Origin of the sequence: Limnohabitans sp. Rim8, assembly GCF_945869175.1 — a bacterium.
In the GTDB taxonomy this organism is placed as follows: Bacteria; Pseudomonadota; Gammaproteobacteria; order Burkholderiales; family Burkholderiaceae_C; genus Limnohabitans_A.
Genome location: NZ_CAMBNZ010000003.1, coordinates 37,773 through 51,364, shown reverse-complemented (window position 1 = coordinate 51,364; position 13,592 = coordinate 37,773). Strand labels below are relative to the sequence as shown.

Here is a 13,592-nt window from a genome sequence, read left to right as displayed (position 1 = left end):
ATACACACCTTTTGCCGCAGGGTGACCTCCTACAATGACAGGCTATGTTTGTTCACCTGCGCCTTCACACCGAATTTTCTGTTGTTGACTCGACCTGCCGCATCGACGATGTGGTCAAGATCGCGTCCCAAGACGCTCAGCCTGCGCTGGCCATCACCGACCTGAACAACCTGTTCGGAACGGTCAAGTTCTACAAAGAAGGCCGGGGCAAAGGGGTCAAACCCATCATCGGTGCCGAGATTTACCTCGAAGGATTGGGTGGTGACCCGAGCGCCACGAGCCGGATCGTACTTTTGGTACAAAACCACCGGGGCTACTTAAACCTTTGCGAGTTGTTGGCCCGTGCCTGGACGCAAAACGTGGCCAAAGGCTTGGCCGTGGTGAAGCTGGTTTGGCTGAAAGAACTCTCTGAGGGCCTGATTTTGTTGTCCGGTGCACAAGCCGGGCCGGTAGGTCAAGCCCTGGTGCAAGGTGACCACGACAAAGCCGCCGATCTGGCCTTGCAATTGGGCTCCTTGTTTCCCCACCGTTTTTACCTCGAGCTGCAACGCGCGGGCCGCCCTGAAGACGAACGCCAAGTGGCCGGTGCGGTGGCCTTGGCCGCCCGTTTGCACCTGCCTGTGGTGGCCACGCACCCGGTGCAGTTCCATGGGCCTGACGATTACGAAGCCCACGAAGCGCGGGTGTGCATCTCGGAAGGTGAAATTTTGGCCAACCAGCGCCGAGTTCGCCGCTTCACCCGCGAGCAGTATTTCAAGTCGGCCGAACAAATGTGCGCCTTGTTTGCCGATGTGCCCAGCGCCATTGCCAATACGCTCGAGATCGCCAAGCGCTGCAACCTGACTTTGGTGCTGGGCAAACCCCAGTTGCCAGACTTCCCCATCCCACCCGTGAACGGTGTGGTCATGTCGGTGGAAGACTATTTCCGGCATGTGTCTTTGGAGGGCCTGGAGGCGAGGCTGCTTCGCCTGTATCCGGCCGAGGCCCGACGCCAGGAAGAGCGCCCGCGCTATGTGGAGCGGCTGGAGTTTGAGCTGAACACCATCTTGAAGATGGGGTTTCCAGGTTACTTTCTGATCGTGGGCGACTTCATCCAGTGGGCCAAGGCCAACGGCTGCCCCGTCGGTCCCGGCCGGGGTTCGGGTGCGGGCTCACTGGTGGCCTATGCGCTCAAGATCACCGACCTCGACCCCTTGCAATACAAGCTCTTGTTTGAGCGCTTCTTGAACCCCGAGCGGGTCTCGATGCCCGACTTCGACATTGATTTTTGCCAAGGCAACCGGGATCGGGTGATCGACTATGTGAAGGACAAATACGGCCGTGACGCCGTCAGTCAGATTGTGACCTTCGGCACCATGGCTGCGCGTGCAGCGATTCGCGATGTGGGCCGCGTGCTGGACATGAGCTACACCTTTTGCGACGGCATCAGCAAGCTCATCCCCAACAAACCGGGCATGTCGGTCACGCTGCAATACCCGCCCGCCACGCCCAAAGAGGGCGACAAGAACAACTACGCGATCGCCATGGAGCCGATCTTGGCCGAGCGCATTGAGCGCGAGGAGGATGTGAAAACCCTCATCGAGTTGGCGCAAAAACTCGAAGGCATGACCCGCAACGTGGGCATGCACGCGGGGGGTGTCTTGATCGCGCCGGGCAAGCTGACCGACTTTTGCCCGCTGTACCAGCAGCCCGGCAGCGAATCGGCGGTGAGCCAGTACGACAAGGACGATGTGGAGGCGGCAGGTCTGGTGAAGTTCGACTTCTTGGGCCTGGCCACCCTGACGATTTTGGAGATTGCTCGCGGGTTCATCATCCAGCGCCACAAAGGCCAGGACCACTTCACTTTTGAAGACATCCCCCTCGACGACGTGGCGACCTACAAACTGTTCTCAGACGGCAAGACCGAGGCGGTGTTCCAGTTTGAAAGCCGTGGCATGCAAGGCATGCTGCGGGACGCACGCCCGAGTCGGCTGGAGGACCTGATTGCCCTGAACGCGCTTTACCGCCCTGGCCCCATGGACCTGATCCCCAGCTTTGTGGCCCGCAAGCATGGGCGCGAAGCGGTGGAGTACCCGCACCCCGCAGTGGCAGAGATGCTCAGCGAGACCTACGGCATCATGGTCTACCAAGAGCAGGTGATGCAGACGGCGCAAATCTTGGGGGGTTACTCACTCGGTGGCGCCGACTTGCTGCGCCGCGCCATGGGCAAGAAAAAGGCCGAAGAAATGGCCGAGCACCGCGAAAAGTTCCGCGCCGGTGCCCTGGCCACGCACAACATCCCCCAGGACAAGGCCGACGAGGTCTTTGACCTGATGGAAAAGTTCGCGGGCTACGGCTTCAACAAGTCGCACGCGGCCGCTTATTCGCTGCTGGCCTACCACACGGGCTGGCTCAAGGTGCATTACACCGCCGAGTTCTTCTGCGCCAACATGACGGTGGAGATGGACGACACCGACAAGCTCAAGGTGCTCTACGAAGACGCGGTCAAATTTGGCATCACCTTTGACCCGCCCGATGTGAACCGCGGCACGCACCGCTTTGAGCCGGTCACCGACAAGGTGATCCGCTACGGCCTGGGGGCCATCAAGGGCACGGGCCAACAAGCGATCGACGCCATCGTGGCCGCCCGCAACGAAGGCGGCCCCTTCACCAGCTTGTTTGACTTTGCTGTGCGGGTGGACCGTACCCGCATCAACAAACGCACGGTGGACGCGCTCATCAGGGCTGGGGCTTTTGACGCGCTGCACATGAACCGTGCGGCTTTGTCGGCCAGCATTGACCGGGCATTTGAGTTCTCGAACGCCACCACGGCCAACGCCAACCAAGGCGGCTTGTTCGACATGTTGGGCGACGATTCGCATGGATCGAGCACCCAAGAGCCCGAACTGGTGGAGGTCATGCCTTGGGGCATCAAAGAACGCCTGCTGCTTGAAAAAACCGCTGTAGGCTTTTTCTTGTCCGGCCATTTGTTTGACGCGGTCGAGCGCGAAGTGCGCCAATTTGCCCGCCGCAAAATCGACGACCTGATCGACAGCCGCGAGTCCATGGTGCTGGCCGGTATCGTCAGTGACTTGCGCATCATCAACGGTCAGCGCGGCAAGGTGGCGATCTTCAAATTGGACGACAAATCGGGCATGTTGGAGGCCACGGCCGACGAGGCCTTGATCAACTCGGCCAAGCACCTGCTGAAAGACGACGAACTCATCATCGTCACGGCCAAGATGCAGGCCGACCGTTTTTCGGGGGGCTTTCGCCTCAAGATCGAGCAGATCATGGACTTGGGTGCCGCCCGCTGCCGCTATGGCAAATACCTGCGCGTGGCCGTCAATGGCCGTGCACCCGACATCCCCCGCCTTGTCAAAGAATTTCCCGCACAGCGAGAGCAGACCGAGCAAGGCGATTTGTGGCGCGGCCTGCCTGTGCGTCTGGTGCTGGAGCGCAGCAACGACCAACTGGCTGCCCGCGCTGAGCTGGCACTGGGTGACGCTGTCAAATTCTTCCCCACCGACGCGGCCCTCGCCAGCTGGATGGCCCAGGCCGACCAGGGGCAGGCGCGGATTGTTTACGATGAATCCTCCAACGCTTAAGGACCCCCCCATGAAAGCAGCCTGGTACACCCAAAACGGCGAAGCCCAAGACGTGATGCAAGTGGGTGAGCTGCCCACGCCCAGCCCTCAAGCGGGGGAAGTGTTGGTGCGCTTGGCCACTTCGGGCGTCAACCCATCGGATGTGAAATCGCGCCGGGCCCGCCCCGTCAGCGATCCTTTGATTGTTCCGCACAGCGATGGCGCGGGTGTGATCGAAGCCGTGGGGGAGGGTGTGCCCGCCTCGCGTGTAGGCCAACGCGTCTGGATTTGGAACGGCCAATGGCAACGCGCCATGGGCACCTGCGCCCAACACATCGCCTTGCCCGATGCACAAGCCGTGAACTTGCCCGATGGCGTCGATTTTGCGGCCGGCGCTTGCATGGGCATTCCCGGCCTGACGGCTGTGCAGTCGGTGATCTTGGCCGAGCGGCTGGCCGGTGATTTGCACGGGAAAACGGTGTTGGTCACCGGGGCTTCTTCGGCTGTGGGCCACTACATCACGCAGATGGTGTGCTTAGCCGGTGGCCGCGTGATCGGCACTGTGGGGTCTGAGGCCAAAGCGGCGCATGCCCGCGCGGCTGGTATGGATGAAGCCATTTTTTACAAAACCGAGTCGGTGCCCGAACGCGTGAAAGCGTTCACCCAAGGACGGGGCGCCGATGTCATCATTGACATGGATTTTTCCACCACGGCCCGCTGGGCGGCCGAGGGCGCTTTGGCCCCGCATGGCCAGGTGGTGTGCTATGGCTCCAACGCTCTGGAGGTGCCCATGCCGTTTCGTCCCTGGTTGTACCAGTCGATGGGAGTGAAGTTCTTTCTGGTCTACGACCTGACCCCTGCCGACCGCCTAGTGGCTGTGGCCCGTCTGTCGGCGATGCTGTCACAACAGCAGTTGCAGCACAGCATCGGTGCCTGCTTTACGTTGGACCAGATCACTCAGGCACACCAAACGGTGGAAGCGGGACAGACCGTAGGCAATGTGGTTTTAGAACTTTGAAGTGGAGGCGGTGGTTGGCCTCAGTCCTGAGGCCTGAATCTAAACGGGATCACAGAGGGTACTTTCCCATCGGCGTCTTTGGGCAAGACCTCCGTCTTGTCGATGGCCCGCAACACGGCATCGTCCCAAGCCCGGTTGCCGCTCGACTGAACAATGCGTCGGCTCAAGATGGTGCCATCGGGGTTGACCTTTACTTCCACATCAGCGGATGGGTTGCCCGTGACTTCGCCGGTGTAAATGATATTGGGTTTGATTCTGGCAGCCAGACGACCCAAATAACTGGCCGAGGGACCTGATGATTTGAGTGCGTTGCCAGCGGCGTTTTCGCCGCCGGATGCACCCGCCATGCCTTGCATGCGTTTGAGGTTTTCTTGGCGCAGGGCTTCAGCCAGAGCCGCATCGGCTTTTTCAGCGCTGGCTTTTTCCGCAGCTTTTTTCTTGTCGCGGTCTTTCTCTTCTTGAGCCTTTTTCTCTTTGGCCGCTTTTTCTTTGGCTTTGTCTTCTTTCTCGCGCTCTTTTTCACGTTCCTTGCGCTTGAGTTCAAGCTTTTCCTTGTCGGTTTTTTCCTTGTCCTTTTTTTCTTTCTCGGCCTTCAACTTTTCAGCTTTCTCGGCTTCTTTTTTCTTTTATTGTTGCTTTTTCTTTTCGATTGCGATATGGGCGTCACGGCGCTCGGCTTGCAGGTCGGGCGCAGGCGGTGGCGGTGGATTGGGTTTAGCGGTGGGCTTGGGCTTTGGTTGAGGCGCGGGTTCAGGCTCCGGCTCAGGTGGGGGGTCTTGTAGGCGCGGCGCGGCAGCTTGCGCTGTGGCCGACCACAGCTCGGCTTCGGCTTGCACGGTTTGGGGTTGGCTCTTCCAAGCGGTGGCCAGGCCCAAGGCCAAGAAAAGCAGCGCGTGCACCAGACCTGCGGCCAACCAAGCTCTGCCCGCACCCGGCTGTGGCGGGGGGGCAAATTCGAGGTGCGCAGCGGCCTTGACGTTCAAGGGCAAATCCTCAAGGGGCCAGTTGGACCGACAAACCCACGCGCGCAATGCCCGCGCGTTGCAGGCTGTCCATGACCTTGACCACGGTCTCGTATTTCACGGTGCGGTCTGCGCTGATGACCACGGCGGTGTTGTCGCTGTCACCCACGAGGCCTTTGACGCTGGCCGCCACGCTGGCGAGGGTGGCGCTGTCGGTTTTGCCGTCGCGCACGAGTTGCAGCCGTTCATCTTTTTGGATCACGATCTGGATGACTTTGTCCGGTTGTTTGGCCGCTTTGCCTACACTGGGCAGGTCCACCACGCTGGGCGTGATCATGGGAGCGGTCACCATGAAAATGATCAGCAGCACCAACATCACGTCGATGAAGGGCACCATGTTGATTTCGGAGATGGTACGGCGACCACGGCTGCGTGAAGAGACGGCTGGCATGGGGCTTCCTTTCAGCGGCCTGAGGCCGAGCTGTGGGCTGCGCCCAGGCTGCGCTGCAAGATGTTAGAGAACTCTTCAATAAAGGTTTCCAGCTTGATGGCGATGCGGTCCACATCGTGTGAGAAGCGGTTGTAGGCCAGTACTGCAGGAATGGCCGCAAACAAGCCAATGGCCGTGGCGATCAGCGCTTCGGCAATGCCGGGGGCCACGGTGGCCAGCGTGACTTGTTGCAAGTTGGCCAAGGCGGTGAAGGCGTGCATGATGCCCCACACGGTTCCAAACAGACCGACATAAGGCGAGATGGAGCCCACCGATGCCAAGAAGGCCAGCTGCGATTCGGCCACGTCCATCTCGCGCTGAAAGCTGGCCCGCATGGCGCGGCGTGCGCCGTCGAGCAAGGTGCCTGGATCGCTGATTTGACGCTCGCGCAGTTTTTGGTACTCGCGCATGCCGCTGGCAAAAATGCGCTCCATCGGGCCGGACAGTTTGGCGTTCTGACTGGCCGAATTGAACAGCTCGTTCAAGCTGGTGCCCGACCAAAACACGCGCTCAAACGCTTCGTTCAGGTTTTTGATGTGCTTGATGGCGGTGAGTTTGCGCACGATGGCCGCCCAGCTGGCCACCGAGATGCCGAGCAAAATGAGCACCACCAGCTGGACGACAAAACTGGCGTGCAGCAACAGGGAGACGATGGACATGTCTTGGTTCATTTCAGTGCTTCCAGAACAGGGGCCGGAATCCGGCCCGGTTTCAAAGTTTGGCTGTCGACCCAGCCCAGGCGGATGGTGCCTTCGGCCAGCAGCCGATCGGTTTGGCCCGTTGAGCGCAAGAGGGCGCGTTGGGCAATGGTCAGGCTGGCTTTGCCACCTTGCTGCAACTCGGCGGTGACGATCAGGGTGTCGTCCAAGCGGGCCGGAGAATGGTATTTGACGGCGGTTTCAGACACGACAAACATGCCACCCGATTGGTCACGCAACGCGTGCTGACCAAAACCCAAAGCACGCAGCCATTCGGTGCGGGCACGCTCAAAGAACTTGAGGTAGTTGGCATAAAACACAATACCTCCGGCATCGGTGTCTTCCCAATAAATGCGAATCGGGTGCTCAAAGGCCGTTTGTGCGGGGCTGAAAGCGGTCATGGCTGCAACCAGGCTTTCAGGCGGTCGATGGCGGTTTGCAGTTCGCCCATCGAGTTGGCGGTGGAAAAACGCACAAAACGAGCGGTTTGGTCGGTGCCAAAGTCGCGTCCCGGCGTGATGGCGACATGGGCGTGTTCCAGTGCGGCCAAGGCAAAGTCCCAGCTGTCTTTGAGGCCCAGTTGTTGGCAGGCAGCGGTGCAGTCGGCCCAGGCGTAAAACGCGCCATCGGGGGCCACGGGCACGCTCAGGCCCAGCTCGTTCAGGGCCGGGATGAAGTAATCGCGTCGGGCCTTGAACTCGGCGCGACGGCGCTCGTATTCGGCCAGGCTCTCGGGCTCAAAGCAGGCCAGGGCCGCTTGTTGCGCCACGGTGCTGGCGCAAATGAACAGGTTTTGCGCCAAGCGCTCCAGCACGGGAGTGAGATGTTCGGGCACCACCAGCCAGCCCAGACGCCAGCCGGTCATGTTGAAGTATTTGCTGAAGCTGTTGATGCTGATGACGTCTTCACCCAGGGCCAATGCGCTTTGGCCAAAGGCGTCGTCGTGGCTCAAGCCCAGGTAAATTTCGTCGATCAGGGTGATGCCGCCGTGCGAACGCACCACATCCACGATGCGGGCCAACTCGGCCGGGTCGATAGACGTGCCCGTGGGGTTGGAGGGCGACGCCAGCAAGACGCCGCGGGTGTGGGGACCCCATGCGGCAGCGACTTTGGCCGCACTGAGCTGAAAGCGCTCCTGGGCGGTGGTGGGGAGCAAGACCGCTTTGCCGTCTGCCGCGCTCACAAATTGGCGGTTGCAGGGGTAACTCGGGTCGGGCATGAGGATTTCGTCGCCCCTGTCAATCAGCGCCAAGCAAGCCAATTGCAAAGCCGCTGAAGCGCCTGCGGTGACCACAATGCGGCTTGCGGGCACCACCACGCCAAAACGCTGCGCGTACCAGCCACTGATGGCTTGACGCAAAGCGTCCAAGCCCAAAGCTGGGGTGTATTGGGTGTGTCCGGCCTCGATGGTGGCCTGCGCGAGTTGTTTCACGCGGGGGGGGGCGGTGAAGTCGGGTTCGCCGATGTTGAGGAACACCACGGGCCGGTCGGTGTGTGCAACCTCAAGGGCTTTTTGGGATGCGGCTTTGGCCACTTCCATGACCCAAAAGGGTTCGATCCGCTCGGCTCGCTCAGAAATGCGCATGGTGTCTGGGGTGTGGGGGGTGTCGTTTATCTGGCGCGACCAGATTGGCGGTCGGCTTGGACTTCGGCGCTGCGCAGCTCGGGAGCCAGGCCGCCCAGCACGGCGTTGACGTACTTGTGGCCATCGGTGCCGCCAAAGTCCTTGGCAAGCTCGATGCATTCATTGAGGACCACGCGCCATGGCACATCCAGGCAGTGCTGCATTTCGTAAACGCCAATCCACATGATGGCGTGCTCAATAGGCGAAATTTCGGCAAAGCTGCGGTCCAGCTTGGGCGCGATCAGGGCGTCCATGGTTTGCGCTTGTTCGATACAACCGAAGAGCAGGGCGTCGTAGTGGGCCGAGTCGGCTTTGTGAAAACCGGACAAGTCGCGTGTGAACAGGTCGATGTCCGACGCCTCGTTGCGGCCGACGATGTGTTGGTAAAGCGCCTGCAAAGCAAACTCGCGCGAGCGACTGCGGGCAGGCTTGGCCGAGGATTTGCGTGTTCCAGCTGCGGTCGATGGCGTGCCATCGTTGGCGGTCTCGGCTGTGCGGGTCGGTTGGGTCATCACGCGGGGTCTTCTTCGTCGAAATCGTCGGCCAGCTCGGCCATGTCGGCGGCCAGGTCGTCCATGATGCAGGCCATTTCGACCGCCACGCGGGCTGCATCGCGCCCTTTTTCGGTCTGGCGTGCAAGGGCTTGCTCCAGGTTTTCGGTGGTCAAAATCGCGTTGGCAATCGGCAGGTTGTAGTCCAGCGACACGCGGCTCACACCCGCGCCAGACTCGTTGGCCACCAATTCAAAATGGTAGGTCTCTCCGCGGATGATGCAGCCCAAGGCGATCAGCGCGTCGTATTCGGCACGCTCGGCCATGGCCTGCAGGGCCACAGGCACTTCCAGAGCGCCGGGCACCATGACGTGGTCGATGCTGGTCACCCCCAAGGCTTCGAGTTCGGCAATGCAGGCTGCGGCCAAGGCGTTGGTGATGTCTTCGTTGAATCGGGCTTGCACGATGCCGATGTGCAGAAATTGGCCGTCGAGTTCCTCGGCTTGACCTTTGTTGGCTTCGAGCATGGTTATTCCTTGGAGATGTAAGCGGTGATTTCGAGGCCGTAACCCGTCATGCTGGGCATGCGTCGGGGGTTGCCCATGAGTTTCATTTTTTGCACGCCGCATTCACGCAAGATTTGGGCCCCCACACCGTAAGTGCGCAGGTCCATCTTGCCGCGCTCAGGCGCTTGGGCCGAGCGGGCTCGGCCTTCAAATTGGGCCAAGAGTTGGTCGGCCGATTCACCGCAGTTGAGCAGCACGGCCACACCGCAGCCTTGGGCATGGATGTATTTCAAACTGGCGTCCAGGCTCCACGAGTGCATGGCGCGGTTGATTTCCAGCGCATCGAGCACCGACAGCGGCTCGTGCACGCGCACTGCCACTTCCGAGTCGGCGGACCATTGGCCTTTGACCAGGGCCAGGTGCACGGTTTGGCTGGGTTGGTCGCGAAAAGCGTGGGCGGTGAATTCGCCGTGGGCGGTTTGCAAGGTGCGGCTGCCGATGCGCTCCACCAGGCTTTCATTGCGGCTACGGTACTGGATCAGATCGGCAATCGTGCCGATTTTGAGGCCATGTTCGGCTGCAAAAATTTGCAGATCGGGCAAGCGGGCCATGGTGCCGTCGTCCTTCATGATCTCGCAGATCACCGAGGACGGTGAGCAGCCGGCCATGGCGGCCAAATCGCAACCGGCTTCGGTGTGGCCAGCACGCATGAGGACACCGCCGTCCACGGCTTGCAGCGGGAAAATGTGACCGGGTTGCACCAGATCGCTGGGCTGGGTATTTCGCGCCACGGCCACTTGGACTGTCTTGGCGCGGTCGGCAGCCGAAATGCCGGTGGTCACGCCTTCAGCGGCCTCAATGGACACGGTGAACGCGGTGCTGTAGACGGTGCCATTGCGCGCTGCCATGGGCGGCAACTTCAAAAATTCGCAGCGCTCGCGGGTGAGTGTGAGGCAAATCAGGCCCCGGCCGAAGCGGGCCATGAAGTTGATGGCTTCAGGCGTGACGTGGTCAGAGGCCAGCACCAGATCGCCTTCGTTTTCGCGGTCTTCTTCGTCCACCAGGATCACGATGCGGCCGGCTTTCATCTCGGCCACGATCTCTTCAACCGGCGAGATCGCCACGGGTGTTGCTTGTTTGGGGGCGTTCATTCATGCTCTTTCTGAATCAGGCCCGCGCTGAGCATGCGCTCCACGTAACGGGCAACGGTGTCGATTTCAAGGTTGACGGGACTGCCTGTTTGGAGGTGCCCAAGTGCGGTGTTTTGCACCGTGTGCGGGATCAGGTTGATGCTGACTTCGCAGCCTGCAGCTTGGTCGGTGACCCGGTTGACGGTGAGGCTCACACCATTGACCGTGATGGAGCCTTTGTAGGCCAGGTATTTGGCCAGCGACAAAGGGGCCAGCACGCAAAGTTCCCAGCTTTCGCCAATTTCCTCGAATCGGCTGACCGAGCCCACGCCGTCCACGTGACCGGACACGATGTGGCCGCCCAATCGGTCGTTGGCGCGCAAGGCTTTTTCGAGGTTGACGGTGCCTTCTTGGTCCAGACCGCTGGTCTTGTCCAAGGATTCGGCCGAGATGTCGATGGTGAACTGACGGCTCTCGGGGCTGAAGGTGGTGACGGTCATGCAGGCGCCGTTCAAGGCGATGCTGTCGCCCAGACCCACGTCGTCAAGGTAACCGGCAGGGACCTCGATGGTGAGGCGTTTGCCGTGTTGTAAAGAGCGACCCAGGTCGTGGATGGCGACGATTCGCCCCACGCCGGTGATGATTCCGGTGAACATAGCGGTGTATTTTCGCAGGTAAAGAGGGTGAAACGATGTGACCTCCAACAAAAAACCCTGCGCGGGCTTTTTGAAGGGTCAGCCAAAAGGGATCAGGGTTAACCAAGGCTTGAGAGGCCTGGGTGTGTGCCTAGAATGGTCCATTGCAGCAGATTTGCAATGGTCAGTCAGTCATCAGGAGTTTTTTTTGCCCGTCAAGCCGTCCGCACCGTCGATGAAATCAGCCAAGTCGGCATCTTCGCGCACGCCAGACCTTGTGCGAACCATCAAGAAATACCCCAATCGGCGCTTGTACGACACGGAAACTTCCACGTATGTGACCCTGACCGAAATCAAAAAACTGGTCTTGAGCGCCTCGCCTTTGGTGGTGCTGGATGCCAAAACAGGCGAAGACCTGACCCGCGCCATCTTGCTGCAGATCATTTTGGAAGAGGAGTCTGCGGGGGTGCCCATGTTCAGTGAAGCCGTCTTGTCCAACATCATTCGGTTTTATGGCCATGCCATGCAGGGGCACATGGGTTCATATCTCGAGAACCATGTGCAGTCCTTCATGGATTGGCAAAGCAAGCTGGGTGAATCCAGTCCCGCGCTGAGCCCCGAGGTGTGGGCGCAATTCATGCAACTGCAGACCCCGTTGATGCAAAACATGTTCTCTGGCCTGGTCAATCCCTCCGAAAACGTGATGACGCAATTGCAAGAGCAGCTGCAAAAGCAAATTCACAAGAACACAGAACAGTTGCTGGGCGTGATGGGTTTGAGAACTTGAGGGGCCCTTCATGACCTTTTGTCATAACCCGGTCGTTTTTACGGGGACAATAAGGTCATGAGTGAAATGATCCCAATTGCAACCCTTCCCGCAATTCTTCCGTCCCCCAAAGTGGGTTTTGTCAGCCTGGGGTGTCCCAAAGCACTGACCGATTCCGAGCTGATCCTGACGCAACTGAGCGCCGAGGGCTACCAAACCTCCAAAACCTTTGAAGGCGCGGACTTGGTCATTGTGAACACCTGTGGTTTCATTGACGAAGCCATCAAGGAAAGCTTGGACACGATCGCAGAAGCCCTGAGTGAAAACGGCAAAGTGATCGTGACCGGTTGCTTGGGGGCCAAAACGGGCGAGGGCGGTGGCAACATGGTGTTGGAAATGCACCCCAGCGTGCTGGCCGTGACCGGACCGCATGCCACACAAGAGGTGATGGACGCGGTGCACACGCATTTGCCCAAACCGCACGACCCGTTTTTGGATTTGGTCCCCGGTGGTTTTGGGGAGGCGGGTCTCAAGCTCACGCCCCGTCACTATGCGTATTTGAAGATCAGCGAAGGCTGTAACCACCGCTGTACGTTTTGCATCATCCCATCCATGCGCGGCGATCTGGTGTCGCGCCCCATTGGAGATGTGCTCAAAGAAGCCAAGGCCCTGTTTGAAGGTGGCGTGAAAGAGCTGTTGGTCATCAGCCAAGACACCTCGGCTTATGGGGTGGATGTGAAATACCGCACCGGATTTTGGGATGGCAAACCGGTCAAAACCCGGATGTTGGAGTTGGTTCAAACCTTGGGCGAGATGGCCCGCGAGCACGACGCTTGGGTGCGCCTGCACTATGTGTACCCGTACCCGAGCGTGGACGACATCATCCCCTTGATGGCGCAGGGCTTGGTCTTGCCTTATTTGGATGTGCCGTTTCAGCACAGCCACCCGGATGTGCTCAAACGCATGAAGCGACCAGCGAGTGGCGAGAAAAATCTGGAACGCATCCAGCGTTGGCGCGAACTGTGCCCGGAGTTGGTCATTCGCAGCACCTTCATTGCGGGCTTTCCGGGTGAGACCGAAGAAGAATTTGAGCATCTGTTGGGCTTTTTGCGCGAAGCGCAAATTGACCGCGCCGGTTGCTTTGCCTACAGCCCGGTGAAGGGCGCCACAGCCAACGACTTGCCCGGTATGTTGCCAGAGGCTGTGCGGGAAGAGCGTCGTGCCCGTTTCATGGCGGTGGCCGAGGAGGTGTCGATTGCCCGCTTGCACCAGCGTGTGGGTTCGACCATGCAGGTGTTGGTGGACTCTGCCCCAGCCATGGGCCGTCGGGGTGGTGTGGGCCGAAGCTTTGGCGATGCCCCTGAGATCGATGGCGTGGTGCGTTTGTTGCCACCCGAAAAATTAAGCAAGACCTTGAAAGTGGGTGATTTCACCCGAGCCCGCATTGTCAGCGTGGAAGGCCATGATCTGGTGGGGGTTCCGGTTTGATGCCATCGGCTACGTTCTTGGCCAGCTTTCGGTTGGCTTGGGGTATCCATCAACAGATGACAGGCAACAAAAAAGCCGCTGATGCTGGACCAACGGCTTGCGCTGTTTTTAACTTACCCGGTTCGATCGCATTGGTGCCCAGAAGAGGACTCGAACCTCCACGATGTTACTCGCTAGTACCTGAAACTAGTGCGTCTACCAATTCCGCCATCTGGGCG

At 59.8% G+C, this 13,592-nt stretch carries 13 protein-coding genes, 1 tRNA gene and 1 pseudogene; 4 read left to right on the top strand and 11 right to left on the bottom strand.

All coding sequences use genetic code 11. The annotated features are described in order from the left end of the window. Positions 1 to 44: 44 nt before the first annotated feature. Both dnaE and Q0O19_RS00965 read left to right on the top strand, forming a co-directional pair. On the top strand, positions 45 to 3,587 hold the full coding sequence (gene dnaE, locus Q0O19_RS00970) for a DNA polymerase III subunit alpha (protein WP_295519115.1): 3,543 nt from the start codon (positions 45 to 47) through the stop codon (positions 3,585 to 3,587). 10 nt (positions 3,588 to 3,597) lie between these two features. Then, positions 3,598 to 4,584, top strand: a complete 987-nt coding sequence (locus tag Q0O19_RS00965) for an NADPH:quinone reductase (protein ID WP_295519113.1) — start codon at positions 3,598 to 3,600, stop codon at positions 4,582 to 4,584. Between the two features lie 20 nt (positions 4,585 to 4,604). Here the strand turns inward: Q0O19_RS00965 and tolA are convergent. The 10 genes and pseudogenes from tolA to Q0O19_RS00920 form a co-directional block, all read right to left on the bottom strand. Beyond that, positions 4,605 to 5,195: pseudogene (tolA, locus tag Q0O19_RS14000) on the bottom strand (cell envelope integrity protein TolA); the annotation flags it as partial. Between the two features lie 15 nt (positions 5,196 to 5,210). Then, a complete protein-coding gene (locus Q0O19_RS13995; protein WP_366939014.1) occupies positions 5,211 to 5,567 on the bottom strand; it encodes a hypothetical protein in 357 nt (118 codons plus the stop codon). Between the two features lie 10 nt (positions 5,568 to 5,577). Beyond that, on the bottom strand, positions 5,578 to 5,997 hold the full coding sequence (locus Q0O19_RS00955) for a biopolymer transporter ExbD (RefSeq protein ID WP_295519110.1): 420 nt from the start codon (positions 5,995 to 5,997) through the stop codon (positions 5,578 to 5,580). 11 nt (positions 5,998 to 6,008) lie between these two features. Beyond that, positions 6,009 to 6,707 (bottom strand): protein TolQ, encoded by a 699-nt coding sequence (gene tolQ / locus Q0O19_RS00950; protein WP_295519107.1) that lies wholly within the window; start codon positions 6,705 to 6,707, stop codon positions 6,009 to 6,011. Further along, a complete protein-coding gene (gene ybgC, locus Q0O19_RS00945) occupies positions 6,704 to 7,135 on the bottom strand; it encodes a tol-pal system-associated acyl-CoA thioesterase (RefSeq protein WP_295519104.1) in 432 nt (143 codons plus the stop codon). Before ybgC ends, tolQ begins: the two co-directional genes overlap by 4 nt. Next, complete coding sequence (locus tag Q0O19_RS00940; protein WP_295519101.1) at positions 7,132 to 8,319, bottom strand: pyridoxal phosphate-dependent aminotransferase; 1,188 nt, start codon at positions 8,317 to 8,319, stop codon at positions 7,132 to 7,134. The genes ybgC and Q0O19_RS00940 overlap by 4 nt, the downstream gene beginning before the upstream one ends. A 26-nt stretch (positions 8,320 to 8,345) precedes the next feature. Next, positions 8,346 to 8,870, bottom strand: a complete 525-nt coding sequence (gene nusB / locus Q0O19_RS00935; protein WP_295519098.1) for a transcription antitermination factor NusB — start codon at positions 8,868 to 8,870, stop codon at positions 8,346 to 8,348. After that, positions 8,870 to 9,376, bottom strand: a complete 507-nt coding sequence (ribH, locus tag Q0O19_RS00930; RefSeq protein WP_295519095.1) for a 6,7-dimethyl-8-ribityllumazine synthase — start codon at positions 9,374 to 9,376, stop codon at positions 8,870 to 8,872. Before ribH ends, nusB begins: the two co-directional genes overlap by 1 nt. A 2-nt stretch (positions 9,377 to 9,378) precedes the next feature. Then, positions 9,379 to 10,506, bottom strand: coding sequence for a bifunctional 3,4-dihydroxy-2-butanone-4-phosphate synthase/GTP cyclohydrolase II (gene ribBA, locus Q0O19_RS00925; RefSeq protein ID WP_295519092.1), 1,128 nt, complete (start codon positions 10,504 to 10,506; stop codon positions 9,379 to 9,381). Further along, positions 10,503 to 11,141 carry a riboflavin synthase gene (locus Q0O19_RS00920; protein ID WP_295519090.1) on the bottom strand — a complete coding sequence of 213 codons (639 nt, stop codon included), beginning with the start codon at positions 11,139 to 11,141 and terminating at the stop codon, positions 10,503 to 10,505. Before Q0O19_RS00920 ends, ribBA begins: the two co-directional genes overlap by 4 nt. 214 nt (positions 11,142 to 11,355) lie before the next feature. Between Q0O19_RS00920 and phaR the strand changes: the two genes are divergently transcribed. Continuing rightward, positions 11,356 to 11,907 carry a polyhydroxyalkanoate synthesis repressor PhaR gene (gene phaR / locus Q0O19_RS00915; RefSeq protein WP_295519164.1) on the top strand — a complete coding sequence of 184 codons (552 nt, stop codon included), beginning with the start codon at positions 11,356 to 11,358 and terminating at the stop codon, positions 11,905 to 11,907. 57 nt (positions 11,908 to 11,964) lie between these two features. Further along, positions 11,965 to 13,374, top strand: a complete 1,410-nt coding sequence (gene rimO / locus Q0O19_RS00910) for a 30S ribosomal protein S12 methylthiotransferase RimO (RefSeq protein ID WP_295519088.1) — start codon at positions 11,965 to 11,967, stop codon at positions 13,372 to 13,374. A 132-nt stretch (positions 13,375 to 13,506) separates the two neighbouring features. On the opposite strand, the gene Q0O19_RS00905 is transcribed toward rimO, so the two are convergent. Next, positions 13,507 to 13,591 (bottom strand) — tRNA-Leu (locus Q0O19_RS00905). Between the last annotated feature and the right edge of the window lies 1 nt (position 13,592).